This is a genomic window from Pseudomonas sp. GW821-FHT05D12 (genome assembly GCF_059419825.1).
In genome coordinates, this window is the sequence record NZ_JBWKSN010000003.1 from 412,043 (window position 1) to 435,694 (window position 23,652).

Annotated in this window: 22 protein-coding genes and 1 riboswitch; of the genes, 15 read left to right on the forward strand and 7 right to left on the reverse strand. The window is 61.9% G+C overall.

Going from position 1 to position 23,652, the window contains the following annotated elements:
- Window positions 1-9 precede the first annotated feature (9 nt).
- The 3 genes from AC07SI_RS07520 to AC07SI_RS07530 are packed head-to-tail and all read left to right on the forward strand — an operon-like array spanning window position 10 to window position 2,911.
- The gene (locus AC07SI_RS07520; protein WP_201143414.1) at window positions 10-966 is read left to right on the forward strand and encodes a glycosyltransferase family protein; all 957 of its coding nucleotides are present in this window, start codon (window positions 10-12) and stop codon (window positions 964-966) included.
- A 51-nt stretch (window positions 967-1,017) separates the two neighbouring features.
- Window positions 1,018-1,782, forward strand: coding sequence for a glycosyltransferase family 2 protein (locus AC07SI_RS07525; protein ID WP_495005466.1), 765 nt, complete (start codon window positions 1,018-1,020; stop codon window positions 1,780-1,782).
- Window positions 1,783-1,825: 43 nt separating this feature from the next.
- Complete coding sequence (locus AC07SI_RS07530) at window positions 1,826-2,911, forward strand: glycosyltransferase (RefSeq protein ID WP_495005467.1); 1,086 nt, start codon at window positions 1,826-1,828, stop codon at window positions 2,909-2,911.
- On the opposite strand, the gene AC07SI_RS07535 is transcribed toward AC07SI_RS07530, so the two are convergent.
- Window positions 2,900-3,466: a BUD32 family EKC/KEOPS complex subunit gene (locus AC07SI_RS07535; protein WP_177343918.1), complete on the reverse strand. Its 567-nt coding sequence runs from the start codon at window positions 3,464-3,466 to the stop codon at window positions 2,900-2,902. The two genes, AC07SI_RS07530 and AC07SI_RS07535, sit on opposite strands and share 12 nt — an antisense overlap.
- Window positions 3,467-3,615: 149 nt before the next feature.
- Between AC07SI_RS07535 and AC07SI_RS07540 the strand changes: the two genes are divergently transcribed.
- The 6 genes from AC07SI_RS07540 to AC07SI_RS07565 all read left to right on the forward strand — a co-directional run bounded on the left by AC07SI_RS07540 (window position 3,616) and on the right by AC07SI_RS07565 (window position 10,526).
- Complete coding sequence (locus tag AC07SI_RS07540) at window positions 3,616-4,794, forward strand: O-antigen ligase family protein (RefSeq protein WP_213550361.1); 1,179 nt, start codon at window positions 3,616-3,618, stop codon at window positions 4,792-4,794.
- A 9-nt stretch (window positions 4,795-4,803) separates the two neighbouring features.
- Entirely contained in the window at window positions 4,804-6,612 is a 1,809-nt protein-coding gene (gene msbA / locus AC07SI_RS07545) for a lipid A export permease/ATP-binding protein MsbA (protein WP_106805335.1), read from the forward strand.
- 152 nt (window positions 6,613-6,764) lie between these two features.
- Window positions 6,765-7,469, forward strand: a complete 705-nt coding sequence (locus tag AC07SI_RS07550) for a sulfotransferase family 2 domain-containing protein (protein ID WP_495005468.1) — start codon at window positions 6,765-6,767, stop codon at window positions 7,467-7,469.
- Complete coding sequence (cysC, locus tag AC07SI_RS07555; RefSeq protein WP_065900065.1) at window positions 7,462-8,070, forward strand: adenylyl-sulfate kinase; 609 nt, start codon at window positions 7,462-7,464, stop codon at window positions 8,068-8,070. Before AC07SI_RS07550 ends, cysC begins: the two co-directional genes overlap by 8 nt.
- 103 nt (window positions 8,071-8,173) lie before the next feature.
- Entirely contained in the window at window positions 8,174-9,598 is a 1,425-nt protein-coding gene (gene hldE, locus AC07SI_RS07560) for a bifunctional D-glycero-beta-D-manno-heptose-7-phosphate kinase/D-glycero-beta-D-manno-heptose 1-phosphate adenylyltransferase HldE (protein ID WP_065900067.1), read from the forward strand.
- Window positions 9,591-10,526, forward strand: a complete 936-nt coding sequence (locus AC07SI_RS07565) for an NAD-dependent epimerase/dehydratase family protein (protein ID WP_065900068.1) — start codon at window positions 9,591-9,593, stop codon at window positions 10,524-10,526. Before hldE ends, AC07SI_RS07565 begins: the two co-directional genes overlap by 8 nt.
- A gap of 108 nt (window positions 10,527-10,634) precedes the next feature.
- On the opposite strand, the gene AC07SI_RS07570 is transcribed toward AC07SI_RS07565, so the two are convergent.
- From AC07SI_RS07570 to AC07SI_RS07585, 4 genes are all read right to left on the reverse strand, one after another.
- Window positions 10,635-11,594 carry a metal ABC transporter ATPase gene (locus tag AC07SI_RS07570; protein WP_065900069.1) on the reverse strand — a complete coding sequence of 320 codons (960 nt, stop codon included), beginning with the start codon at window positions 11,592-11,594 and terminating at the stop codon, window positions 10,635-10,637.
- Window positions 11,595-11,635: 41 nt separating this feature from the next.
- On the reverse strand, window positions 11,636-12,448 hold the full coding sequence (locus tag AC07SI_RS07575) for an aldo/keto reductase (RefSeq protein ID WP_065900070.1): 813 nt from the start codon (window positions 12,446-12,448) through the stop codon (window positions 11,636-11,638).
- Entirely contained in the window at window positions 12,445-13,620 is a 1,176-nt protein-coding gene (locus tag AC07SI_RS07580; RefSeq protein WP_065900072.1) for an NAD(P)/FAD-dependent oxidoreductase, read from the reverse strand. The genes AC07SI_RS07575 and AC07SI_RS07580 overlap by 4 nt, the downstream gene beginning before the upstream one ends.
- A gap of 66 nt (window positions 13,621-13,686) precedes the next feature.
- Window positions 13,687-14,022 carry a DMT family transporter gene (locus tag AC07SI_RS07585; protein WP_065900074.1) on the reverse strand — a complete coding sequence of 112 codons (336 nt, stop codon included), beginning with the start codon at window positions 14,020-14,022 and terminating at the stop codon, window positions 13,687-13,689.
- Window positions 14,023-14,143: 121 nt separating this feature from the next.
- On the opposite strand from AC07SI_RS07585, the gene AC07SI_RS07590 reads away from it, so the two are divergent.
- Complete coding sequence (locus AC07SI_RS07590; RefSeq protein ID WP_065900076.1) at window positions 14,144-15,034, forward strand: LysR family transcriptional regulator; 891 nt, start codon at window positions 14,144-14,146, stop codon at window positions 15,032-15,034.
- 23 nt (window positions 15,035-15,057) lie between these two features.
- A complete protein-coding gene (gene waaA, locus AC07SI_RS07595) occupies window positions 15,058-16,335 on the forward strand; it encodes a lipid IV(A) 3-deoxy-D-manno-octulosonic acid transferase (RefSeq protein WP_495005469.1) in 1,278 nt (425 codons plus the stop codon).
- 59 nt (window positions 16,336-16,394) lie between these two features.
- Here waaA and AC07SI_RS07600 read toward each other — a convergent pair whose 3' ends face one another.
- A complete protein-coding gene (locus tag AC07SI_RS07600; protein ID WP_495005470.1) occupies window positions 16,395-17,834 on the reverse strand; it encodes a TolC family outer membrane protein in 1,440 nt (479 codons plus the stop codon).
- 196 nt (window positions 17,835-18,030) lie between these two features.
- A riboswitch (TPP riboswitch) is annotated at window positions 18,031-18,136 on the forward strand.
- A gap of 148 nt (window positions 18,137-18,284) precedes the next feature.
- On the opposite strand from AC07SI_RS07600, the gene thiC reads away from it, so the two are divergent.
- Both thiC and cytX read left to right on the forward strand, forming a co-directional pair.
- Window positions 18,285-20,189, forward strand: a complete 1,905-nt coding sequence (gene thiC / locus AC07SI_RS07605) for a phosphomethylpyrimidine synthase ThiC (protein ID WP_495005471.1) — start codon at window positions 18,285-18,287, stop codon at window positions 20,187-20,189.
- Window positions 20,190-20,353: 164 nt separating this feature from the next.
- On the forward strand, window positions 20,354-21,643 hold the full coding sequence (gene cytX, locus AC07SI_RS07610; RefSeq protein ID WP_495005472.1) for a putative hydroxymethylpyrimidine transporter CytX: 1,290 nt from the start codon (window positions 20,354-20,356) through the stop codon (window positions 21,641-21,643).
- Here cytX and AC07SI_RS07615 read toward each other — a convergent pair.
- Window positions 21,612-22,358, reverse strand: a complete 747-nt coding sequence (locus AC07SI_RS07615; protein ID WP_201143421.1) for an RsiV family protein — start codon at window positions 22,356-22,358, stop codon at window positions 21,612-21,614. The genes cytX and AC07SI_RS07615 overlap by 32 nt on opposite strands.
- A 193-nt stretch (window positions 22,359-22,551) precedes the next feature.
- Here AC07SI_RS07615 and AC07SI_RS07620 point away from each other — a divergent pair, with 193 nt between their 5' ends.
- Window positions 22,552-23,169: an NUDIX domain-containing protein gene (locus AC07SI_RS07620; RefSeq protein ID WP_065900083.1), complete on the forward strand. Its 618-nt coding sequence runs from the start codon at window positions 22,552-22,554 to the stop codon at window positions 23,167-23,169.
- Window positions 23,160-23,609 (forward strand): DUF1249 domain-containing protein, encoded by a 450-nt coding sequence (locus AC07SI_RS07625; RefSeq protein ID WP_017526444.1) that lies wholly within the window; start codon window positions 23,160-23,162, stop codon window positions 23,607-23,609. Before AC07SI_RS07620 ends, AC07SI_RS07625 begins: the two co-directional genes overlap by 10 nt.
- The last annotated feature ends 43 nt before the right edge of the window (window positions 23,610-23,652 follow it).

Genomic DNA, 23,652 nt, shown 5'->3' on the forward strand with positions numbered 1-23,652 from the left:
GGGAAAGTCATGAAAGTTTTGTTTCTGGTGCAGAAAGAGCAGCGCGCTATCCTCGACCGTCTTTACGAGGGCGTGGCCGAGCACTGCGAGTGTGATATCCGTTGGCTGAGCAGCGATGAGCAGCGCAACCTGCGTGGTTATTTCCGCCGCGAAGTCGATGTGACCCGTTACGATCGCATCGTGTTCTTCCTGCGCTTCAAGCAGGAAATCCGCCAGGCCGGGTTTATCCGCACGATCCCCAACCTGGTGATCCTTGAGCACGACGCCTACCAGAACTACATTCCCTGTAAATATACCGGCAAGTTCAGTGCCCACTACCGCCGCCTGCCGTGGGCGCGGGTGATCAGTTCCGGGCATATGGTCACTGAGCGCCTGCGCGCGGAAGGCTTTGACGCCGTGTTCGTGCCAAAGGGCTATGATCAGGCGCTGTTGCAGGCGCAAGGGCGCGAACGCGACATCGAGCTGGCGTTTGTCGGCAGTACCAACAGTGTGGCCTACAGCGGCCGCAAGGCATTGCTGGATGAACTGGCGCGGGTTGAACCTTTGGTGGTGACGCGCACCAAATCTGGTGAGGAATACTGCGCGACCCTCAACCGCATTCGTTTTTTCGTCAGTGCCGACGTCGGCATGGGCGAGTACATGATCAAGAATTTCGAGGCCATGGCCTGCGGTTGTGTACTGCTTGCATTTGATCAGGGCGCCGAGGAAAACCAGGCGCTTGGTTTCAAGGACATGGTCAATGTGGTGTTCTACAAGGACATCCCGCAGTTGCAGGAAAAACTCGCCGTCTTGCGGGCCGACCCGCAGCTGGCGGCAGACATTGCGCGCAACGGGCAGGACCTGGCCGTCAGTCAGTTCAGTTTCGCCCGGATTGGCCAGCGCATTGTCGAAGTGCTCCAGCCACCCCTGCGGCCACGTGCGCCGCTGAGCTTACTGGAGAGGTTGCGTCTGACACTGGGCGTTTGAGAGTGGCCAAATAGCCATAAATGATGGCTATATGATACTATCGAGGCTTGAATGCAATTCTCCGATCAAAGCGACATAACGCTTGTAGTGACCAGTTGCGGTCGCTTCGATTTGTTGAGGCGCACGCTGGAGAGCTTCGATCTGTTCAATACGGCGGCAATACGTGAAGTCTTCATCACCGAAGACTCCGGTGATGAAGCCGTACGCCAGGCAATTCCTGAACATTGGCGCAGTCGTTGCACATTCTTGATCAATCGTCCGAAGCTTGGGCAGTTGGCATCTATCGACCTGGCCTACGCGTCGGTCAAGACCCCCTACATATTCCATTGCGAAGATGATTGGGCGTTTTATCGACCCGGGTTTGTCGAGGATTCCAAGGTAGTACTGGAGCAGCGCCCGGACATTCTTCAAGTCTGGTTGCGCAACTATGTTTACGACTTGCAGGTGCACAGCCCCTATATCCACCTGGGGTCGCGCGAAGTGATTGGCGGGGTGCCGTGTTATCCCTTGCTGTCGGATAAGCCCGAGTGGCAAGGATTTTCGCTGAACCCGGGCCTGCGGCGACTCAAGGAGTACCAATTGTGCGCACCCTTTTCAGGGTTCGAAGGCGAGAAAGGGCTTTCCAGGCGTTACGCAGAGTTGAATCTGCCAGCGGTTACCCTCGAGGGCGATGCGGTCCTGCACACCGGTTTCGGTTTGCACGTGGCAACGGCGGGAGAGCGCTCGACCAAGGCCAAGCGCAAGCGGCGAGAGCGGATCAAGCTGGCTCTCATGCTGATACTGGGTGTCGGTATCGGTTGGTTGATCAATAGTTAAGTGCAACAAGCCACCACAACGCCGCATAAGGTCTTTTTTTTCGATGAGTATCCTCAACATCATGTGGGCCGGTGGCTCTGCATTTGCCTCAGTGCAGAAGGTTCATCAACAGATTTTGTCGCACGCGCTCAGCCGTGCACCGATTGACACCTGGCTGCTTCAAGGCAGTGCGGACGGCGGTGAACCGGCCCGCGAGTGGAAGCTTTCCTCCGCCCGGCTCAAGGGGCGGCATGTGTGGAAGCTCATGATGCCCTGGATGCGCGCGCGCTTTGAGAAGGCCCTGCCCGACGGGGTAGAGGTGGTGCTGCTGGATGGGATTGGCGTGGCCCGGGTGATATTGCCTGTGCTCAAGCGTCTGCCGCAGGTGCGTGCAGTCGTGGTGTTTCATGGCGCCACGCGCCTGCGACGGGCTGACCAGCAACTGTTCGAGCAATTCCCGGCCACGCAATTGACGCTGGCGGCGGTGTCGCAAACCCTGGCGGACTCGCTTGAGCGCTATCTGCAGCGGCCGGTGGCGGTGTTGCGCAGTGCTTTTGACCCGGTTGCTTTCCGCGCTGCCGCGCTTTCGCGGGAAGAGGCGCGGTCGCGCCTGGGCCTGCCGTTGGAAGACGCGCCGGTGCTGGGTGCGGTAGGCCGGCTGGTGGACGGCAAAGGCTTTGGCTGTTTGCTGGAGGCATTTGCCAACGTGTCGGCCAAGCAGCCTGGCGCGCGCCTGGTGATCCTCGGCGAGGGCCCGGCCCGGCCTGCCCTTGAAGCCCGTATCGAGCAGCTTGGCTTGCAGGGCAAAGTGTCACTGCCAGGGCATCTGTCTGACGCGGCGACGCTTTACCGTGCGTTCGACTGGGTGGCTATTCCCTCCACCCAGGAAGGCCTCGGGTTGATCCTGCAAGAGGCTGTGATGGCCGGTGTGCCGGTGTTGACCAGCGAGCTGGCGGTGTTCCGCGAGCAGGTGGCGGATGCCGGCTGGTATGCACCTTCGGAAGATGCAGAGGCCTGGGCCGGCCTGATGGCGCGGGCATTCGCTGCCTCTGCCACGGCGGTGGTCGAGGCTCAGTCGCAGGCGTTGGCGCCGGAGCAAGCCTGGAAAGACTTCAGTGAAACCTCCCGGCGGCTGTTCTCATGCCGCTAGCAGCGCTTGCTCCAGTGCATGCATTGGAAAGCAATCGTTCAGCTTCTCGCGTGCAATATAGCGCGCGAAGTGCTGCAAGTTGCGTCGTGCGAGTTCCGGGTTCAGCGGGGCGCGCAAGAAGCGCATGTCGGCCACGTCGATAAGCCCCATTTCATTCTCCGGCGTCACCACGATATTGCCCAGGTGCAGGGAGCGGAAGTAGATGCCGGCAGCGTGCAGGCGGCGGATCAGTGCCACCAGCGGATCGAGATTCGATTGCCAGTCAAAACCTTCTTTATTGGAAATCTGCCGCAGTGTTTCCCCCGGCAACGGGCGATACAGCACGGCGGTCATGCCGGGCGCGGCCAGTTGGAAGTACGCCAGCACAGTCAAGGTCGGGATGCCGCGCTGCTGCAATTGCGCCACGTTGTCGATGAAACGCTTGGAGTACGGACGAAACAGTGCAGATGAAAACAAGCGTTTACGACGAAACAGTTTAAGGATATTTCCGTCAGACAGCAGGTAGACTTTGGGCCCGTAGCTGTCCTTCTCCAGGACTCTGGCGCCTTCAATCATCGTGTTTAAATCGGCTTGGGCAAGCCTTGAACATTGCATCGTTGGAAAGCCTTGTGGGGAGTCGCGGGCACAGTGATCGGTAATAATGCCGAAAGTTTTGGGTTTTAACCATGCCGGGTTGGCAGGTTGAACGTATTCAGGAGCGGGTGATGCAAGCAAGTCGTTGGGCGCAGGTATGGATGATTTTCGGGTTGCTTTGGTTTCTGCTGGCGATTGCCTTTGCGCCAACCAACAAGATTTACCAACAAGGATTGACGCTGTTTCTCTGGTTGCCGGCCATCGTGTTCGCCTGGTCGGCGCGTGAGCGTCTCAAGGAGGTCTGGCGCGAGCAGCGCTGGATGTGCCTGATGATCGCGGCGCTGGCCATCTGGGGCGCGATCAGCCTGACGTGGACCAATGCCGAGGACCCTTCGCGCGAGGCCAAGCGCCTGCTGTATATCGGCGTGTTCCTGCTGTTTTTCCCGGTGCTGGCCTGTGGTCAGAGCGATCGCATCATTCGCGTGATGCAGTGGGGCGGTTTCGGGCTGGCGGTGTCGTCGCTGGTGGCGATCATCAAGTTTTATGGGGTCGAGCATAACGCCTGGTCTGCCCGCCTCGAAGGGCTGGGGCAATTGGGTCACCCGATCCTGGGCGCCTACGTGATCGGCCTGGCGGCGATCTGGTTGCTGCATTGGCTGCCGCGTGGTCGCTGGATGCAAGTGGCGTGGGTGCTGTCCATCGGATTGCTGGGGCTCTTCGTGGTGTTGAGCCAGAGCCGTGGCGCGGCATTGGCGCTGTTGCTGACCGTGGTCGCCATGCCGGCCTGGTGCCGTGACCGACGTAGCACCGTGATTGCTATCGCTGCGGTCGTGGCGGCGGTGGCGGTGTTCTTCGCCATGGAGTCGCTGATGCTGGCCCGTGGGGTTTCCTATCGGCCGCAGATCTTCATGGCCGCCGTGCACATGATCGGCGAGCATCCGTGGACCGGTCTGGGCCTGGGTGGGGACTACAAGGTCTTTGCCGATAACCTCTATTTCGATCACGCCCACAACCTGTTCACGCATGTCACCATCGAGCTGGGCCTGCCGGGCCTGCTGCTCTGGTGCGGGCTGTGGTTCGGCGTGTTGTGGCAAGCCTGGAAGGCCCGCGACACGCTCTACGGCAAGGGCATCATCGGCATGTGGGTGTTTTCGTTCCTGGCCATGCAGTTCGATGCTGCGAGCCTGACGGGCACGCCCCGCGCCGAGTGGTTCATCTCGTGGCTGCCGATTGCGCTGGCCAGTGTGTTGGTCTGGGCTCGGGCCAAACCCGACGCTTGTGATAAAGTTCGCGTCCTACCCAATCAGTGAGCTCGACACATGAGTGACGCACCGCCCAAAGCGGACCAGGAATCCAGCCTGAAAATTTATTTCAGGCTGCTGGGCTATGTGAAACCGTACCTGGGCATGTTCCTGCTGAGTATCGTGGGCTTCGTGATCTTTGCGTCCACCCAGCCCATGCTCGCCGGGATCCTCAAGTACTTCGTGGATGGCCTGAGCAACCCCGACGTGGTGTTCCTGCCCAAGATCCCATTGTTCAAGGACTTGAAGCTGCTGATGGCCGTGCCACTGCTGATCATTCTGATCGCGGCGTGGCAGGGCCTCGGCTCGTTCCTGGGCAACTACTACCTGGCCAAGGTTTCCCTGGGGCTGGTGCATGACTTGCGCGTCCAGCTGTTCAACAAGCTGCTGGTGCTGCCCAACCGTTATTTCGACACGCACAACTCCGGGCACCTGATTTCCCGGATCACCTTCAACGTGACCATGGTCACCGGGGCTGCCACGGATGCGATCAAAGTCGTGATCCGCGAAGGCCTGACGGTGGTGTTCCTGTTCGGTTACCTGCTGTGGATGAACTGGAAGCTGACCCTGGTGATGCTGGCGATCCTGCCGCTGATTGCCGTCATGGTCGGCAGCACCAGCAAGAAATTCCGCAAGCAGAGCAAGAAGATCCAGGTAGCGATGGGCGACGTGACGCACGTGGCCTCCGAAACCATCCAGGGCTACCGCGTGGTGCGCAGCTTCGGTGGCGAAAGCTACGAGGAGCGCCGCTTTGCCGCCGCCAGCCAGGGCAACACCGACAAGCAACTGCGCATGAACAAGACCGGCGCGGTCTATACGCCGATGCTGCAATTGGTGATCTACACCGCCATGGCTGCGCTGATGTTCCTGGTCCTGTTGCTGCGCGGTGACGCCACGGCAGGTGACCTGGTGGCCTACATTACCGCCGCGGGCCTGCTGCCCAAGCCGATCCGCCAGCTGTCGGAAGTCAGCTCGACGATCCAGAAAGGCGTGGCAGGTGCCGAGAGCATCTTCGAGCAACTGGATGAAGTGCCTGAAGTCGACAGCGGCACCGTGGAGCGTGACCGCGTCAGCGGTCGCCTGGACGTGCGCAACCTGAGCTTTACGTACCCCGGTACCGATCGCGAAGTGCTGAAGAACATCAGCTTCAGTGCCGCGCCGGGGCAGATGATTGCACTGGTCGGGCGCTCGGGCAGTGGCAAGTCGACCCTGGCGAGCCTGATCCCGCGCTTCTACCATCACGAGACCGGCGAGATCCTGCTGGACGAGGTGGAGATCGAAGATTACCGCCTGCGCAACCTGCGCCGACATGTTGCCCAGGTGACCCAGCACGTCACGCTGTTCAACGACACCGTGGCCAATAACATTGCCTACGGCGACCTGGCGGATGCGCCGCGCGAAGACATTGAAAAAGCAGCGGCGGATGCCTACGCCATGGACTTCATCTCCGAGCTGCCAAAAGGCCTGGACACCGAAGTCGGGGAAAACGGCGTGTTGCTTTCCGGTGGACAGCGTCAACGCCTGGCAATCGCTCGGGCCCTGCTGAAAAACGCCCCGTTGCTGATTCTGGATGAAGCGACATCGGCGCTGGATACCGAGTCGGAGCGCCATATCCAGGCGGCGCTGGACAAGGTCATGAAAGGCCGCACCACCCTGGTCATCGCGCACCGCTTGTCCACCATCGAGAAAGCCGACCTGATTCTGGTGATGGACCACGGTGAAATTGTCGAGCGTGGTACGCATCTCGAACTGCTGGCCATGGGCGGCTATTACTCGCGCCTGCACGCCATGGGCCTGGACGAGCCGGCGACGGCGAACATCACCTGACACACCGGGGCGCGCAATGCGCCCCGTTTTTTGTATCAGGCTCAATACACGCTTGACCAAAGCCAAATAATTCGCTGCCTATCGTTTGTTATGTTGGCCTTCTCGATTCGAATGACGAACGAGAGGGCTAACCTTCTTGCGTGGGTAATGGAATGTTGCAACGTCTGTTGTGGAAACTGCTTCCCAAGCCCCAGCGGGCGTTTCTGCTGGGGCGTTTGTCGGTGGTGGATCGCCAGGCAGTGAACAAATCCCTGTCGGCGGTGACCGTCCTTCCCCCTGCCTTCGAGCGACACAACTGCGTGTTTATCCACGTGCCCAAATGCGCCGGCAGCAGCGTCTGTTCGGCGCTGCTGGATGGGCGCTGGCCGGGGCATTTGCCGTATTACTGGTACCAGCAGCAATTTCCCGAGCACTGCGAGCGCAGTTTCAAGTTCGCCTTCGTGCGTGACCCGTTGGAGCGCGCCTACTCGGCCTATACCTATTTGCGCAGCAATCACATGGGCGCGCGTGATCTGCAGGCCCAGGCGCTGGTGTCCAGCTACCGCGACTTCGACCATTTCATTGCCGGCTGGCTGCACCCGGACAACCTGCGTCGCCAACTGCATTTCGCGCCCCAGACCGACTTCCTGGTCGATCACATAGGGCAAATGGCGATGGACTTTCTCGGGCGTCAGGAGTCGCTGGAGCAAGACTTCCAGCACCTGTGCGAACACCTCGGCGTGGCGACCTCGCTGCCCCATCTGAATGTTTCACTCGGGCGGCGCAGCGAGCCGGTCAGGGAGTTCTGTTCCTTGCGCACGCGCCGCCTGGTCCGGCGCGCCTATCAACGTGATTACGAGGTCCTGGGTTATGAATAGCCAGTCGCTGTCCCATGGTTCTGCATCGATCCGCCCCTTTGCCTTGTCGCTGTCGGTGGCCGCACGGGCGGCGCTCAAGCACCAGCAGCCTTGTTGCGTATGGCTGACCGGGTTGTCCGGCTCGGGCAAGTCGACCCTGGCGAATGCTTTGGAGGTCCAGCTCAACGAGCAGGGGCGACACACCTTTGTGCTCGATGGCGATAATTTGCGCACCGGCCTGTGCAACGACCTGGGCATGAGTGATGCGGCCCGCAAGGAAAACATCCGGCGCATTGGTGAAGTGGCGCGGTTGATGGTGGACGCGGGGTTGATCGTGATCGTCTCGGCGATTTCGCCGTTCAGTGCCGACCGAGCCGCTGCCAAGGCACTGTTCGGGCCGGGGCAGTTTTTTGAGGTGTATATCAGCACGCCATTCGCTGTGTGCGCGCGGCGCGATCCCAAGGGCCTCTACCGCGCGGCGCTGGAAGGGCGGATCAAGGCGTTCACCGGCCTGGACAGCCCTTATGAAGCGCCGCGTGCCGCCGACTGCGAAATCAATACCGATGAGGTCGAGTTGGCTGACGCCGTGGAGCAGGTTCTCGCGGCTCTGTTCAAAAAATGATCAGTTTTCGCGCATGATGCATTGTCGATAAAGCTCTCGAACTAGGCGGCGCTCACCCTGTGCTAATATCGCGCCCCTGTTCATTTTGTATGTGGGTTGCTCCATGAAGTTGTCCATGCCGCGATTCGATCAAGCCCCTGTCTTGGTGGTCGGCGATGTCATGCTCGACCGTTACTGGCATGGCGGTACCTCACGGATTTCCCCTGAGGCGCCGGTACCGGTAGTCAAGGTCGAGCAAATCGAAGACCGTCCGGGTGGCGCTGCCAACGTTGCCCTTAACATTGCCGCGCTCGGCGCCCCGGCCTCCCTGGTGGGTGTGACCGGCGACGACGAAGCCGCCGACAGCCTGGCCAACAGCCTGCGCGGTGCCGGCGTGCGTGCGCAGTTCCAGCGCATTGCCCACCAGCCGACCATCGTCAAGCTGCGGGTCATGAGCCGGCACCAGCAATTGCTGCGTATCGATTTCGAAGAACCCTTCGCCACCGACGCCCTGGCCTTGAGTGGCCAGGTCGACGAGTTGCTCGAAGGCATCAAGGTGCTGGTGTTGTCCGACTACGGCAAAGGTGCGTTGAAGAACCACCAGATGCTGATCCAGGCCGCCAAGGCGCGCAATATCCCGGTACTGGCTGATCCCAAGGGCAAGGACTTCTCGATTTATCGCGGAGCCAGCCTGATCACCCCGAACCTCAGCGAGTTCGAAGCCATCGTCGGCGGTTGCGTCGATGAGCACGACCTCGTGACCAAGGGCGCGGCGTTGATGGCTGATCTCGACCTCGGCGCCTTGCTGGTGACCCGTGGCGAGCACGGCATGACCTTGCTGCGTCCTGGCCACCCGGCGATGCACCTGCCGGCGCGGGCCCGTGAAGTGTTCGACGTCACCGGCGCCGGTGACACCGTGATTTCCACCCTGGCCGCCTCCATCGCCGCCGGCGAAGAGCTGCCCCACGCGGTGGCACTTGCCAACCTGGCGGCGGGCATCGTGGTCGGCAAGCTGGGTACGGCTGCCATCAGCGCGCCCGAGCTGCGCCGCGCGATCCAGCGTTCCGAAGGCTCCGAACGTGGCGTACTGACCATCGAGCAATTGCTGCTGGCAATTGACGATGCACGCGCCCACAACGAAAGCATTGTGTTCACCAACGGTTGCTTCGACATCCTCCACGCTGGCCATGTGACCTACCTGGAGCAGGCTCGCGCCCAGGGTGATCGCCTGATTGTCGCGGTCAACGATGACGCGTCGGTCAGCCGCCTCAAGGGCCCGGGCCGCCCGATCAACAGTGTCGACCGGCGCATGGCGGTATTGGCCGGCCTGGGCGCGGTGGACTGGGTGATCAGCTTCCCTGAAGGCACCCCGGAAAACCTGCTGGCCCAGGTCAAGCCGGACGTGCTGGTCAAGGGCGGCGATTACTCCGTCGACCAGGTTGTGGGCGCCGATATCGTCAGCGCCTACGGCGGCAAGGTCAAAGTGCTTGGCTTGGTCGAGAACAGCTCGACCACGGCCATTGTCGAGAAGATCCGCAACAATGAGTAACGCTGATAAGCGGGTCCTGATCACCGGCGGCGCCGGTTTCATTGGCTCGCATCTGGTCGATGCGCTGCTTGCCAAAGGCTATGCAGTGCGGGTGCTGGATGACCTGTCCACCGGCAAGCGCAGCAACCTGCCGCTGGACAACCCGCGCGTCGAGCTGCTGGAAGGCGACGTCGCCGATGCTGCGCTGGTGGCGCGTGCCGCCATCGGCACCACGGCGGTGGTGCACCTGGCCGCGGTAGCGTCGGTGCAGGCTTCGGTGGATGACCCGGTCAGCACGCACCAGAGCAATTTTGTCGGCAGCCTGAATGTCTGCGAAGCGATGCGCCAGGCGGGCGTGAAGCGTGTGGTCTTCGCTTCCAGCGCGGCGGTGTATGGCAACAACGGCGAGGGTGCTTCGATCGACGAAGAGACCACCAAGGCGCCGTTGACGCCCTATGCGTCCGACAAGTTGGCCGGCGAGCATTACTTTGATTTCTACCGTCGCCAGCATGGCCTGGAGCCGGTGATTTTCCGCTTCTTCAATATCTTCGGGCCGCGCCAGGACCCATCGTCGCCGTACTCCGGCGTCATCAGTATCTTCAGCGAGCGTGTCCAGCAGGGCTTGCCGATTGCCGTGTTCGGCGATGGCGAGCAAACCCGCGATTTCATGTACGTGGAAGACCTGGTGGACGTGCTGGTGCAGGCCATCGAAGCCCCGGGCGCGCCCTTGGGTGCGATCAACGTGGGCTGGAATCGCACCACCACCCTCAAGCAAGTGCTGCAGGCGCTGGAAGAAGCGGTGGGCAAGCTGCCTGTCGTGACTTACGGGCCGGCGCGCTCAGGCGACATTCGGCACTCGCGGGCAAATAACCAGCGTTTGCTGGCCAGTTTCAAACTGCCCGAGCCGACACCGTTGAAGGTTGGTTTGGAGCGCTTGCTCAACGGCTGAATGCAATCAATGTGGGCGCTGGCTTGCCGGCGATGCGGGCGCCTGGGGACATCATGTGCACCGAGGTGATGCCATCGCAGGCAAGCCAGCGCCTACATTGGGTTTGCGTTAGCCCTTGGCTTTTTTCTTTGGCACGATCTTGCGCAGCACGCGCCGTGCCAGGCGCTTCAATTTCGACTCCTTCTCCGGCTCCGCCAGGCCCTGCTGCCTGAGCCAATCCTTCCAGCGAATCCGCTCCTCGCGCACCAGCCAGCCTTCCTGCTGGGCGAAGCTTTCGGCCAGGTACAAACCACGAGTGCTGGCGGGGTACAGCTGATCTTTCTTGACGGTGTACAGCTCGGCGAGCGGCTGGCCGTCCTTTAAAGGCATCAGGTACAAATCCGGGCGCTGGCGGTCCAGGCGTGCCACCAACTGATCGCCTTCGAGGCGCTCATCCACATGGAACAGGCTCAGGGACTTGGCTTCTTTGGGCACTTCCAGGCGCAAGTCGTAAATCAACTGCAGCGACGCGGTCGGCAAGTGCACATAGGCCCGTGGGCGCTCGATCAGTTGGGTTGTCGCACACCGCACCGGGCGCGCGGCGCCGGAGAGGGGGCTCAAGCGAAACGGCAGCGCCTCGCGATAATGCAGCGCGGCAGAGTAGGGCGCCGGCAGCCAGGTGTCGTTGAAGCGCCCGCTGAGCCAGCCTTCGGGTGTTTCCAGCAGGCACTCTTCGGCAATTTCCTGGATGGCGGTGTGCAGCGGCAGGTTCAGTTCATGGGCGGGGACATAGCCGGAGATCAGCTTGAGCACGACGTCGCCCCGGTCCTGGCGGCGCTGGCGCACCAGCACCCAGTAGTCCTTGTTTTGCCAGTGCAGGGTCAGGCGCACCGACACGCCGAGGTTGGCCAGTTCAAGGGCGAAGCGCTCGGCGTCCGGAACGTCTACCGGCTTGCGGCGTTGCAGGGTCTGGGCAAAGTTGAGCGGCATGCCCACGCTCTGGTAGCTCAGGCCTTCGGGTGTGGCTTCGACGTGCAGCGGCAGTGTTTTGAAGTTGCTGGGGTTTTTTCTTATGAGCGTTCGCGGCATGTCGGCTCCTTCTTGCGACGGGGTCGGCCGCGTCGGCGGCATCAGAGTTGACGAATGACTTGGGCAGCGGTCGCCACGTTATGGGCCAGGTGCAGCGGATTGATGGTCCCGACAATAGCACTGGCGACGCCCGTTTGCGCAAACAACAACGTGAAACTCGCCCGAATTGGATCCACTCCAGGTTCCAGGCACACGTGGCCGCTGGCCAGGGCTTTTTTCACCAGGATGCCTTTGCCATGGGCCGCTGCATAATCAATGACGGCTTTCTCGGCCTGTTCGTTCAGATTGTAGGTGACCATCGCGCAATCACCTTGTTCCAGAGCCTTTACGCCGCCCTCGACGGTTTTGCCGGAGAACCCGAAACCGCGGATCTTGCCTTCTTTTTTCAACGCCGCCAGGGTCTGGTAGACCTCGCAGTCATTGAGGATATGCAGGTCATTGCCGTCGGAATGCACCAGCACCAGGTCGATAAAATCCGTTTCAAGTCTTTTCAAGCTGCGCTCGATCGACATCCGGGTATGGGCGGCGCTGAAGTCGTGATGGGACACGCCCTCGGCAAACTCTTCACCGACCTTGCTGACGATCACCCAGTCCTTGCGCTGGCCGCGCAGCAGCGGCCCCAGGCGTTCTTCGCTGCGCCCGTAGGCCGGCGCAGTATCGATGAGGTTGATGCCCAGCTGTCGGGCCTGGCGCAGCAGCATCCGCGCAGCGTCATCATCGGGAATCGTGAACCCGCTGGGGTACTTCACCCCTTGGTCGCGGCCGAGCTTGACGGTGCCCAGGCCCAGTGGCGAAACCAACAGGCCGGTGCTGCCCAGAGGGCGATGCAGGTCGTGCAGGGTCGGCAGGCTCATGGCAACAGTTGCTCCCAGGCGGGTACGCCGATGGCGGGTTTAGGCAGCTCAGGCAGGGGTTCGGAGGCGCTTGGGTGGATGCCGTCGCGTTCGAGGCTGTTGATCACCCGATCGGCGAAGTCCGGCGCCAGCGCCAGCTTGGTCGGCCAGCCCACCAGCAGGCGGCCCTGTTCGGCGACGAAGGCATTGTCGGGGCGTGTCAGGCCTGATTGCAGCGGCTCGGCACGGTCGACACGCAGGGTCGCCCAGCGGGTCTGGTGCATGTCGATCCATGGCAGCAATTGCGCGAGTTCTTTTTGCGCAGTGGCGATCTGCTCTTCAGGTGTGCGCGCCACTCCATCGGCTTCGGCAATATCGCCGCCCATGTACCACACCCAGTTGCCGTCGGCAGCGGGGTGAGTGGTGACGGTGATGCGCGGCTTGGTGCCGCCGCCCAGGCAGTGGGCATACAGCGGCTTCAAGCCGGGGCCTTTGGCGATGATCATGTGCAATGGGCGTGTCTGCATGGCCGGCTGGCTCAGGCCCAGGGCGGCCAGCAGGTCGGCAGTGCCTTTGCCGGCGCTCAGCACGATGCGCTGGGCGCGGATCTCGCGGCCATCGACCTTCAGGCCCACCAGGGTATCGCCTTCCAGCAATGGCTCGATGTGTTGCCCGGCGAGCAAGCCGTCACCGGCCAGTTGCGCCAGGCGTTCGATCAGGCTCGGTACGTCGATGACCAGCTCGGCCAGGCGATAGACCTTGCCCTTGAAGCGGCGGTCCTGCAGGGCTGGCGGCAGCTCATCACCCTTGACCTGGTCGACACGGCCGCGCACGGCCTTGCTGGCGAAGAAGCTGGTGAGGTTGCCGGCGATCGTGCCGGGGGACCACAGATAATGCGCTTCGGACAGCAGGCGCACGCCGGACAGGTCCAGCTCACCGCTGCCGGCCAAGGCCTCGCGCCAGCGGCGCGGCATATCGGCAATCGCTTCGGAGGCGCCGGTGAGGGCGCCGTGCAGGGCGTATTTAGCCCCGCCGTGGATGATTCCCTGGGACTTCACGCTTTGTCCGCCACCCAAGGTGGCGCTTTCCACCAGCACCGTGGAAAACCCCTGGCGGCGCAGGCGCGCATTCAGCCAGAGGCCGGCAACTCCGGCGCCGACAATCAGCACGTCGGTGGAAATAACGGATGGCATGGGCGACCTCAGTGTTCAAGACAAGAGGCGCAGTATACAGGGATCGAAATGCGGCGATGATGGGTGTCAGTGCCCGGCGGTTTTCGAGAATAGCTGAATCACCACCACGCCCAGCACAATCAGGCCCATCCCCAGCATGGCCGGAACGTCGAGCTTCTGCCCGTAGATAAACAGCGCCGCGACACTGACCATCACGATGCCCATGCCTGCCCACACCGCATACGCCACGCCCACCGGCACGGTGCGCACCACCAAAGTCAGCATCCAGAATGCGATGCCGTAGCCGACGATCACCAGTGCCAGCGGCAGGGGGGTGCTCCAACCCTTGACGGCTTTCATGGAGACGGTCGCGATCACTTCCGAGCAGATGGCAATAGCCAGGTAGAGGTAGGCGGCATTCATGGGGTATTCCTCGGAGATGAGTTCTGATGTGTAGGAGTTCGGCTTCTACAGTGCTGGCATTCTAGACGCCTGGCAGATGGGGTAAAGTCATTACCTATCCGAAATAAAGATGGGTTGAGCCATGAGCGTGCAGTGGAATCTGGAGCAGATGCGCCTGTTTGTCAGTGTCGCCGAACAGCGCTCGTTTTCGGCCGTGGCGCGCGACCAGCGCAAGGCGCAATCGGCGGTGAGCAATGCGATTGCCTTGCTGGAGGCGGACCTGGGCCTGAGCCTGTTTGAGCGTAGCAGTGGCCGTCAGCCACGCCTGACCGAGGCGGGCAGTGTGTTGCTGGAGGAAGCGCGTGAAGTCTTGCGCCAGTGTGAGCGGCTCAACGGCCGTGCGCTGTCGTTGACCCGCGGGGAAGAAGCCTGCCTGCGCCTGGCCCAGGACGAAGCCATGTTGTTCCAGCCGATACTCGATAGCCTCGAGGCGCTGGCGGGGCAGTACCCGCTGCTGGAGGTGCAATTGTCCAGCGCCGCCCAGGGCGATGTGGCGCGCAAGTTGGTGGAGCGCAAGGCCGATCTGGGCCTGTTGTTCTATCACGACCAGATCCCCGAGGCGCTGGAGCGGCGCGTGGTCGGCAGTGTGGAAATGGTCACCGTGTGCGGCGTGAACCACCCGCTGGCTGCGGAAAACTACGTGACATGCCAGCGCCTGGCGCAGTTTCGCCAGTTGCTGATGTCGACCCAAACCAGCGTCTACCCCGGCAGCGAAGCCGCCAGCCCGCTGGTGTGGCGCGCCGACAGCTTCTACGTATTGGCCGAGTGGCTGATGAGTGGCCTGGGCTGGGCCTGGCTGCCCCGACATATCGTGCAATACCCGACCTATCAGCAGCAGATGGTGGAACTGCACAGCGAATGGACGCCGCCGGCGCTGGTGGTGGAGCTGGTCTGGCGTCGCGATGAGCACCTCGGGCCCGCTGCGCGCTTCCTTGCCGAACGTTTTGCCGAGCGCTTGCAGGCGATCGACTGAAAAAGCCGATAAACTCCGCCGCCATGAATAGAACTCTCTACAGCTGTCTGTTTTACCTGGCGCTGCCGTTGGTGGCTTTACGTCTGTGGCTGCGTGCGCGCAAGGCGCCTGCCTATGCCAAGCGCATCGGCGAGCGGTTTTCCTATGGCTTGCCGGTGCTGCAGCCGGGCGGGATCTGGGTGCATGCCGTGTCGGTGGGCGAAAGTATTGCCGCCGCGCCGATGGTGCGCGGGCTGCTGGCGCGTTATCCGACCCTGCCGATCACCGTCACCTGCATGACGCCGACCGGTTCCGAGCGTATCCAGGCGCTGTTCGCCAATGAACCGCGTGTGCAGCACTGCTACCTGCCCTATGACTTGCCGTGCGCGGCCAAGCGTTTCCTTGACCGGGTGCAGCCGAAGCTGGCGGTGATCATGGAAACCGAGCTGTGGCCCAATCATATTCATGCCTGCGCCCAGCGCGGGATCCCGGTGGCGTTGGCGAATGCACGGTTGTCGGCACGTTCGGCCAAGGGCTATGCAAAATTTGCCAAGTTGACGGCGCCGATGCTGTCGCAAATGAGCTTGTTCGCGGTGCAGACCGAGACCGAGGCCCAGCGCTTCCTGAGCCTCGGCGCGCGGCCGGACACCGTCGAAGTCACCGGCTCGATCAAGTTCGACCTGACCATCGACCCCCAGCTGCCGCTGCGTGCTGCTGCGCTGCGCGAGCAATGGGGCGCCAGCGAGCGTCCGGTCTGGATCGCGGCCAGCACCCATGAAGGCGAAGATGAAGTGGTGCTGGCTGCCCATCGCCAGTTGCTCGACAGCTATCCCAATGCGCTGTTGATCCTGGTGCCACGCCATCAGGAGCGCTTCGGACCGATGTTCGAGCTGTGTGAGCAGCAGGGCTTCGTCACGGTGCGCCGTTCCAGCGGCTCGCCGGTGACCGCGCAAACCTCGGTATTGCTTGGCGATACCATGGGTGAGTTGTTGTTTCTCTATGCCCTGGCCGACAGCGCGTTTGTCGGCGGCAGCCTGGTCGCGACCGGTGGACACAACCCGCTGGAACCGGCGGCATTGGCCAAGCCGGTGATCATGGGGCCACATGTGTTCAACTTCCTCGAAATCACCGCAATGATGCGCGAAGCCGGGGCGTTGCGAGAGGTGGATGACGCCGAAGGCCTGGCCGAAGCTGTGCGCCAGTTGTTCGAACTGCCGCAGGATGCCCGCAAGATGGCGCAGGCGGGACTCAAGGTGATGCAGGCCAACCAGGGCGCGCTGCAGCGCTTGCTGGATGGCTTGGGCAAACTCCTGAACCACTGACCACACAACTCAAATGCAGGCGCAGCCAAGCCAGCGCCTGCATGGGTTATGCGGTGTGGTTAATAGCCAGGGCGGGCCTTGAGCTGTTCGGCGGCGGCCTTGGCCAGGTCCGGTGGCAGGAAGTCGCGATCGGGGTTGTAGTCAGCCTTGAGGTAGCGCGCCAGGTCCTGCAGATCCCCGGGGTTTAAGGTGCCCGCCGCTTGCTTCAGGCGCAGGTTGTCGAGGATGTAGTCGTAGCGGCTGTTGTTGTAGTTGCGCACCGACGAATACAGCTGGCGCTGTGAATCCAGCACATCGACGATGTTGCGCGTGCCCACCTGGTAACCGATTTCCGTGGCTTCCACCGCGCTCTGGTTGGAGATGATCGACTGGCGGCGCGCCTGCACCTGTTCGACATCGGTATTCACCGCGCGGTGCAGGTTGCGCGTGTTTTCCACCACCTGGCGGCGCAGGCCTTCGCGTTGCTGCTCGGTCTGGCCCAGGCGCGAGTAGGACTCACGCACTTGCGAGCTGGTCAGGCCGCCGCTGTAGATCGGGATGTTCAGGCGCAAGCCGATGGTGCGCTGCTCCACATCGCCACGGTACGGCGTGCCGAAGGCATTCGGGTTGCTGAAACCGAGGGCGTCGTTGTCGCCTTTCTCGTATTGGGCCACGGCATCCAGGGTCGGCGCATGGCCGGCCTTGCGCTGCTTGAGGGTTTCTTCGGCGGCGATGACCGCGTAGTTGCTGGCCAGCAGGTTCAGGTTCTGGCGGCCGGCCGTTTCCACCCACGACTTGGCGTCATTCGGCAGCGGCGGCAGCACGGGCAAGGTGTGGACAATGCCCTGGATCGAGTTGTACTGGCGATTGGTCAGGGTGATCAGTGCTTCGAATGCATCGTCCACCTGGCGCTGCGCCACAATCCGGTTGGCCCGTGCAGTGTCGTAGCTGGCCTGGGATTGCAGCACGTCGGTCTTGTCCGAGAGGCCGACATCGAAGCGTTCGTTGGATTGATCCAGCTGGCGCTTGAAGGCGTTTTCCTCGGCTTTGGTCGAGGCCAGGTTGTCCTGGGCGCGCAGCACCGCGAAATAACTTTCGGCACTTTGCAGGATCAGGTTCTGTTCGGTGGCCGACAGTTGCAGGGCGGCCTGTTCATTCGTGGCCTCGGCCGCTTGCAGCTGGAACCAGCGGTCGGCGCGGAACAGCGGCTGGCTCAGGGTCGCGCGCCAGGAGTGCGCGTCGCGGTTGGCGGTGGCGGCGGGCGTGTCGATCTGGGTGCGCACGTTATTGATATCGGCACCGCCCGACAGGTTCGGCAGCAAGCCTGCGCGTGCCTGGGGCACGACTTCTTTTTGCGCGCCGTATTGGGCGCGGGCGGCGGCCAGGTCGGCGTTGTTATCCACGGCTTCCTGGTAGACGCTGACCAGATCGGTTTTGGCGGACAAGGGCGCTTCAGCTGCCCAGACCATTCCGTTGGTCGCACAAGACACGGCGAGAGCCAGTGAGAGTTTGCGCAGCATGAGGCGATCCCTAGAATAAATATTACGGTGATAATTTAGCGCCCAAGGCTAAGGCTGGCCATTCCTGGCGTCAAGCACTGTGGCGGCAATCGAGTGTAGTGGGGGTGACACGGCGCAACAATCCCGCAATCACGCCATTCATCACGCTGAATGCACCGCTATTGGCAATTTGCCCACGGCATGGTCTAGACTGGCCGCGTTCTTGTCGGGGTGCCTTGTTGGAAGGCTGAGATCGGTAAATACCGGATCCCGTTGAACCTGATCAGGTTAACGCCTGCGTAGGGAACAAGATTTCTCGTCACCCGGCGAGTCCTCTTGTGCTTCGTCCGGGATGTTGTTCGACAATCGAACAGCTCTTGTGCACCAAGCACAGCACTGGTTTCAGTGCGTCCATCCGTCACAGGTTCGCTCCGACAAAAATCCACCACCTGGATAGTTGGAGAGCCCGTGATGAGCACAGAAATAAAAAGTACAAAACTGAAAAACACCGTGCACTTGAGTGAATCGGCCAAGGTCGACTCCGGCTCCGTGCAGCCGTTTACCCGCTCGAAGAAAATCTACGTGCAAGGCACCCGCCCGGACATTCGTGTGCCGATGCGTGAAATCAGCCTGGACGTGACCCCCACCGATTTCGGCGGTGAAATCAACGCGCCCGTGGTGGTGTACGACACGTCCGGCCCCTACACCGACCCCAATGTCATCATCGACGTGCGCAAAGGCCTCGGCGATGTGCGTTCGCCGTGGATCGAAGTGCGTGGCGACACCGAGCGCCTGTCCGGCCTCAGTTCGCACTTCGGCCAGCAGCGCCTCAGCGATGCCGAATTGACCGCGCTGCGCTTTGCCCACGTGAAGAACCCGCGCCGCGCCAAGGCCGGCGCCAACGTCACCCAGATGCACTACGCGCGCAAAGGCATCATCACCGCCGAGATGGAATACGTCGCCATCCGCGAAAACATGAAGCTCGAAGAGGCCCGCGCCAGCGGCCTGCTCGACCAGCAACACGCCGGCCACAGCTTCGGCGCCAGCGTGCCGAAAATCATCACCCCGGAATTTGTGCGCGAAGAAATCGCCCGTGGCCGCGCGATCATCCCGGCCAACATCAACCACACCGAACTGGAACCGATGATCATCGGCCGTAACTTCCTGGTGAAGATCAACGGCAACATCGGCAACAGTGCACTGGGTTCGTCCATCGAAGAAGAAGTGGCGAAACTCACCTGGGGCATTCGCTGGGGCTCGGACACGGTGATGGACTTGTCCACCGGCAAGCACATCCACGAAACCCGCGAGTGGATCATCCGCAACTCGCCGGTGCCGATCGGTACCGTGCCGATCTACCAGGCCCTGGAGAAAGTCGGCGGCGCCGCCGAAGACCTGACCTGGGAGCTGTTCCGCGACACCTTGATCGAACAGGCCGAGCAGGGCGTGGACTACTTCACCATCCACGCCGGCGTACTGCTGCGCTATGTGCCGCTGACCGCCAAGCGCGTCACCGGGATTGTCTCGCGTGGCGGCTCGATCATGGCCAAGTGGTGCCTGGCGCACCACAAAGAGAACTTCACCTACATGCATTTCGACGAAATCTGCGAAATCATGAAGGCCTATGACGTCAGCTTCTCCCTCGGCGATGGCCTGCGCCCCGGTTCTATTGCCGACGCCAACGACGCCGCGCAATTCGGCGAGCTGGAAACCCTCGGCGAGCTGACCAAGACCGCCTGGAAGCACGACGTGCAAACCATGATCGAAGGCCCCGGCCACGTGCCGATGCAACTGATCAAGGAGAACATGGACAAGCAGCTGGAGTGCTGCGACGAGGCGCCGTTCTACACCCTCGGCCCGCTGACCACCGATATTGCGCCCGGCTATGACCACATCACCTCGGGCATCGGTGCGGCGATGATCGGCTGGTTCGGCTGCGCCATGCTCTGCTACGTCACGCCCAAGGAGCACCTGGGCCTGCCGAACAAGGATGACGTGAAAACCGGGATCATCACCTACAAGATCGCTGCGCATGCGGCCGACCTCGCAAAAGGCCACCCCGGCGCGCAGATCCGCGACAACGCCTTGAGCAAGGCGCGCTTCGAGTTCCGTTGGGAAGACCAGTTCAACCTCGGCCTCGACCCGGACACCGCGCGTTCGTATCACGATGAAACCCTGCCGAAGGACTCGGCCAAGGTCGCGCATTTCTGCTCGATGTGCGGGCCGAAGTTCTGCTCGATGAAAATCACCCAGGAAGTGCGTGAGTACGCGGCCAACCAGCGCATCGAAGCGGTGGATGTGGACGTGGCCAAAGGCTTGGCCGAGCAGGCGGAGCGGTTCAAGCAGGAAGGCAGTCAGCTTTACAAAAAGGTCTGATCCGAGGCGGCGGTGCCTGCACCGCCGTCATCGCGGGCAAGCCCGGCTCCCACAGTTGATCGCGTTGTACACAGCTTTTGTGTCCAGCCGGTCCCCTGTGGGAGCCGGGCTTGCCCGCGATAGCGATCCCCCCAAACAACAAATACTCCTCAGAGATAACCCCCTTGAGTATTCAACCCAGCACCTACTCCCCCGACATTGCAGTGCCTGCTGACAAACGCGTCTTCGGCGCCCGCGACCTGTTCTCCCTGTGGTTCTCCCTCGGCATCGGCCTGATGGTCCTGCAGACCGGCGCGTTGCTTGCACCCGGCCTGGGCTTGTCCGGCTCGTTGCTGGCGATTTTCCTCGGTACCCTGGTCGGCGTGCTGTTGCTGGCCGCCGTCGGCGTGATCGGCAGCGACACCGGCCTGTCGGCAATGGCTGCGCTCAAGCTCAGCCTGGGGGCCAAGGGCGCCAGCCTGCCGGCGCTGCTTAACCTGCTGCAGTTGATCGGCTGGGGTTCGTTCGAAATCATTGTGATGCGCGATGCCGCCAGCCTGTTGGGCGCGCGGGCCTTCAGCGACGGCAGCCTGTTGGCCAGCCCGTTGCTGTGGACGCTGTTTTTCGGTGGTTTGGCGACTTTGCTTGCGGTCAGCGGGCCGCTGACGTTCGTACGGCAGATCCTGCGCAAGTGGGGCATCTGGCTGCTGCTCGCCGCCTGCCTGTGGCTGACCTGGAACCTGTTCGCCAAGTTCGACCTCGCCACACTCTGGGCCCAGGCTGGCAACGGGTCGATGCCGTTTGCAGTGGGTTTTGATATTGCGATCGCCATGCCGTTGTCATGGTTGCCGCTGATTGCCGACTACTCGCGATTCGGCAAGCGTGCAAAAAGCGTATTCGGCGGCACGGCCCTGGGCTTCTTTATCGGCAATTTCTGGCTGATGAGCCTGGGCGTGGCCTACACCCTGGCGTTTGCGCCGAGCGGCGAAGTGAATGCGCTGTTGCTGGCATTGGCCGGTGCTGGGCTGGGGATTCCGCTGTTGCTGATCCTGTTGGACGAGTCGGAAAACGCCTTCGCCGATATCCATTCGGCGGCGGTGTCCAGCGGGATGCTGCTGCGTGTGAAGGTCGAGCACCTGGCGCTGGCCATCGGTGTGATCTGCACCCTGATCGCCTGTTTTGCGCCGTTGGCCCAGTACCAGAACTTCCTGTTGCTGATCGGCTCGGTGTTCGCGCCGCTGTTCGGCGTGGTGCTGGTGGATCACTTCATCCTGCGCCGTCGTGGCCAGGGTGCGCTGGCTAACCTGCGTTGGCCGGCGTTGTTGGCCTGGCTTGGCGGTATTGCGACCTACCACGTGCTGGCCAACCTTTACCCGGACATCGGCGCGACCCTGCCGGCACTGGTGCTGGCAGGGCTGTTGCAGTTTATTTTGGGCCGGGCCTTCAGTGGCGCACAGGCACCAGCTCAGGCTTGATGATGCCGTCCAGGCGCGAGTACGGAATCTGTAACTCGACGTGGCCCAAGGCATACGGCGCAATGGTGTTGGTCGGGTACTTGAGGATCACGCCGCCGTAGGTCAGCGCCACGTTCGGGGTTTTCTGGAAGGGGTAGGTTTTCACATACTCCGGCTCCAGGCTCAGGCGGGTGCTGATCAGCCAGCTGTTGTGCGCGACCTGGGCGGCTTTCCAGAAAGCCTCTTCCTTGCCGGGCAGCAGCATGTCGGTCAGCGACAGCGCTTTTTGCTGCTGGCGCGAATAGTTGATGAACGCGCGGCCGGGCTCGCCGTGAGTCGCGCCCTGATCCAGATAGCTGGACAGTTCGATGATCACCAAGCCGTCATGCTGTTCGCGTACCTTGGCCTGCAAGTACATGCTGTTGCGTGGCGCGGCGGTCTTGAGGAACTGCTCGCGATACGTTTCCAGGCTGGTCGGCAGCGGGTCGCTCGGGGTGGTGCGGGTCATTTCCAGCAGGCGTTGTTCGATCAACGCGTCCAGCTTGGGTTCCTTGGCAAAGTGCACGGTGTCGATATTCACCAGCGGGCAGTCGGTGCTGGCGCAGCCTGGCTTGCTTTGCTCGGTGGCGTCGCGAGTGGCTTCCAGGGGGGCACGATAGCTGGGTTGGAACAGGCTTTGGCAGGCACCAAGGGTCAATGCGATGCAGGCCACGGAGGCGATTTTTAAAAGCGACATGGATGTCCTTCGTCTATCGATAAGAGCGAAATTTGTGGAGCTTCGACTACCGGCAGGGCAGTCAGTTCGCCACTAAGCTGATTAGAGTGTGTTTGACGCTCGCCGTCTATCCCGGCAACCGGAAAGGGGCTGCACCAACGGGCATGAGCGCGTTAGGATGGCGCCAAATGCGCAGGCTTAACGAGGATGGGACATGACGGACTTTGCAAAATCGAAGCCGAGCAAAATCGAAATTGTTCAGCACGATAATCTCCACAAGGGCTTCTACAAGCTCGATCACATGCAACTGCGCCACGAGAAGTTCGACGGCAGCATGAGCCGGGTGATCAACCGCGAAGTCTTCGTTCGCCACGACGCCGTGTGTGTGCTGCCCTACGATCCACAGCGCGACGAAGTGGTGCTGAACGAGCAGTTTCGCGTCGGCGCCCTGGGTCGTACCGACAACCCGTGGCTGATCGAGATGGTCGCCGGCCTGATCGACAAGGACGAGCAACCCGAGGAGGTTGCACACCGCGAGGGCGAGGAGGAAGCTGGGCTGACATTCTCGGCGCTGTGGCCGATCACGCGATATTTCCCGTCGCCCGGCGGCAGTACTGAATATGTGCACTTGTACCTGGGCCGCTGCAACAGCGCCGGTGTAGGTGGCGTCCATGGATTGGAAGAAGAAGCTGAAGACATCCGCGTCACCACCTGGGCCTTCGAAGATGCCCTGCAGGCGGTGCGCGACGGCAGAATTTCCAATGCAGCCAGCATCATTGCCCTGCAGTGGCTTGCGCTTAATCGCGCGGAAGTGAGGGGGTTATGGCAGTAAAGGCACGTGAACGCTATCGAGTCGACCTGATCGGGTTGCAAGCCGCCTGCGAGGCTAATTACGCGCGGCTGATGCGCCTGCTTCCCGACATGCGCCACACGCCAGAGGCGCGGCGCATCGGTGTCACCCATGGGGACCAGATGCTCGGCGTGCTGGCGCTGGAAGTCATCGTCAACTGTCCGTACACCACCACCTTGCGGGTGCGCCAGGAGCACAGCCTGCCCTGGCTGCCGGTGCCACAGCTGGAAGTGCAGGTGTACCACGACGCGCGAATGGCCGAAGTGATCAGCGCGGAACATGCACGACGCTTTCGCAGCATCTATCCTTACCCCAACGTGTTCATGCACCAGCCCGATGAGAAAGCACAACTGAATGTGTTCCTCGGCGAATGGTTGAGCCACTGCCTGGCCCTGGGCCATGAGTTTGAAGTTGTGCGGTAGATGTGAACTGCGTCAGCTTCCTTAGGTTTCCTCTTTGCGTCCT

Coding starts and splice junctions, on each gene's coding strand:
- AC07SI_RS07580 (WP_065900072.1), bottom strand. CDS start 13,620: ATGCCATCCGTTATTTCCACCGACGTGCTGATTGTCGGCGCCGGAGTT.
- AC07SI_RS07625 (WP_017526444.1), top strand. CDS start 23,160: ATGGCAGTAAAGGCACGTGAACGCTATCGAGTCGACCTGATCGGGTTG.
- AC07SI_RS07520 (WP_201143414.1), top strand. CDS start 10: ATGAAAGTTTTGTTTCTGGTGCAGAAAGAGCAGCGCGCTATCCTCGAC.
- waaA (WP_495005469.1), top strand. CDS start 15,058: ATGAATAGAACTCTCTACAGCTGTCTGTTTTACCTGGCGCTGCCGTTG.
- AC07SI_RS07620 (WP_065900083.1), top strand. CDS start 22,552: ATGACGGACTTTGCAAAATCGAAGCCGAGCAAAATCGAAATTGTTCAG.
- AC07SI_RS07540 (WP_213550361.1), top strand. CDS start 3,616: ATGCAAGCAAGTCGTTGGGCGCAGGTATGGATGATTTTCGGGTTGCTT.
- msbA (WP_106805335.1), top strand. CDS start 4,804: ATGAGTGACGCACCGCCCAAAGCGGACCAGGAATCCAGCCTGAAAATT.
- AC07SI_RS07575 (WP_065900070.1), bottom strand. CDS start 12,448: ATGAGCCTGCCGACCCTGCACGACCTGCATCGCCCTCTGGGCAGCACC.
- AC07SI_RS07615 (WP_201143421.1), bottom strand. CDS start 22,358: ATGTCGCTTTTAAAAATCGCCTCCGTGGCCTGCATCGCATTGACCCTT.
- AC07SI_RS07585 (WP_065900074.1), bottom strand. CDS start 14,022: ATGAATGCCGCCTACCTCTACCTGGCTATTGCCATCTGCTCGGAAGTG.
- AC07SI_RS07525 (WP_495005466.1), top strand. CDS start 1,018: ATGCAATTCTCCGATCAAAGCGACATAACGCTTGTAGTGACCAGTTGC.
- AC07SI_RS07550 (WP_495005468.1), top strand. CDS start 6,765: ATGTTGCAACGTCTGTTGTGGAAACTGCTTCCCAAGCCCCAGCGGGCG.
- AC07SI_RS07570 (WP_065900069.1), bottom strand. CDS start 11,594: ATGCCGCGAACGCTCATAAGAAAAAACCCCAGCAACTTCAAAACACTG.
- thiC (WP_495005471.1), top strand. CDS start 18,285: ATGAGCACAGAAATAAAAAGTACAAAACTGAAAAACACCGTGCACTTG.
- hldE (WP_065900067.1), top strand. CDS start 8,174: ATGAAGTTGTCCATGCCGCGATTCGATCAAGCCCCTGTCTTGGTGGTC.
- cysC (WP_065900065.1), top strand. CDS start 7,462: ATGAATAGCCAGTCGCTGTCCCATGGTTCTGCATCGATCCGCCCCTTT.
- AC07SI_RS07535 (WP_177343918.1), bottom strand. CDS start 3,466: ATGATTGAAGGCGCCAGAGTCCTGGAGAAGGACAGCTACGGGCCCAAA.
- AC07SI_RS07565 (WP_065900068.1), top strand. CDS start 9,591: ATGAGTAACGCTGATAAGCGGGTCCTGATCACCGGCGGCGCCGGTTTC.
- AC07SI_RS07600 (WP_495005470.1), bottom strand. CDS start 17,834: ATGCTGCGCAAACTCTCACTGGCTCTCGCCGTGTCTTGTGCGACCAAC.
- AC07SI_RS07530 (WP_495005467.1), top strand. CDS start 1,826: ATGAGTATCCTCAACATCATGTGGGCCGGTGGCTCTGCATTTGCCTCA.
- AC07SI_RS07590 (WP_065900076.1), top strand. CDS start 14,144: ATGAGCGTGCAGTGGAATCTGGAGCAGATGCGCCTGTTTGTCAGTGTC.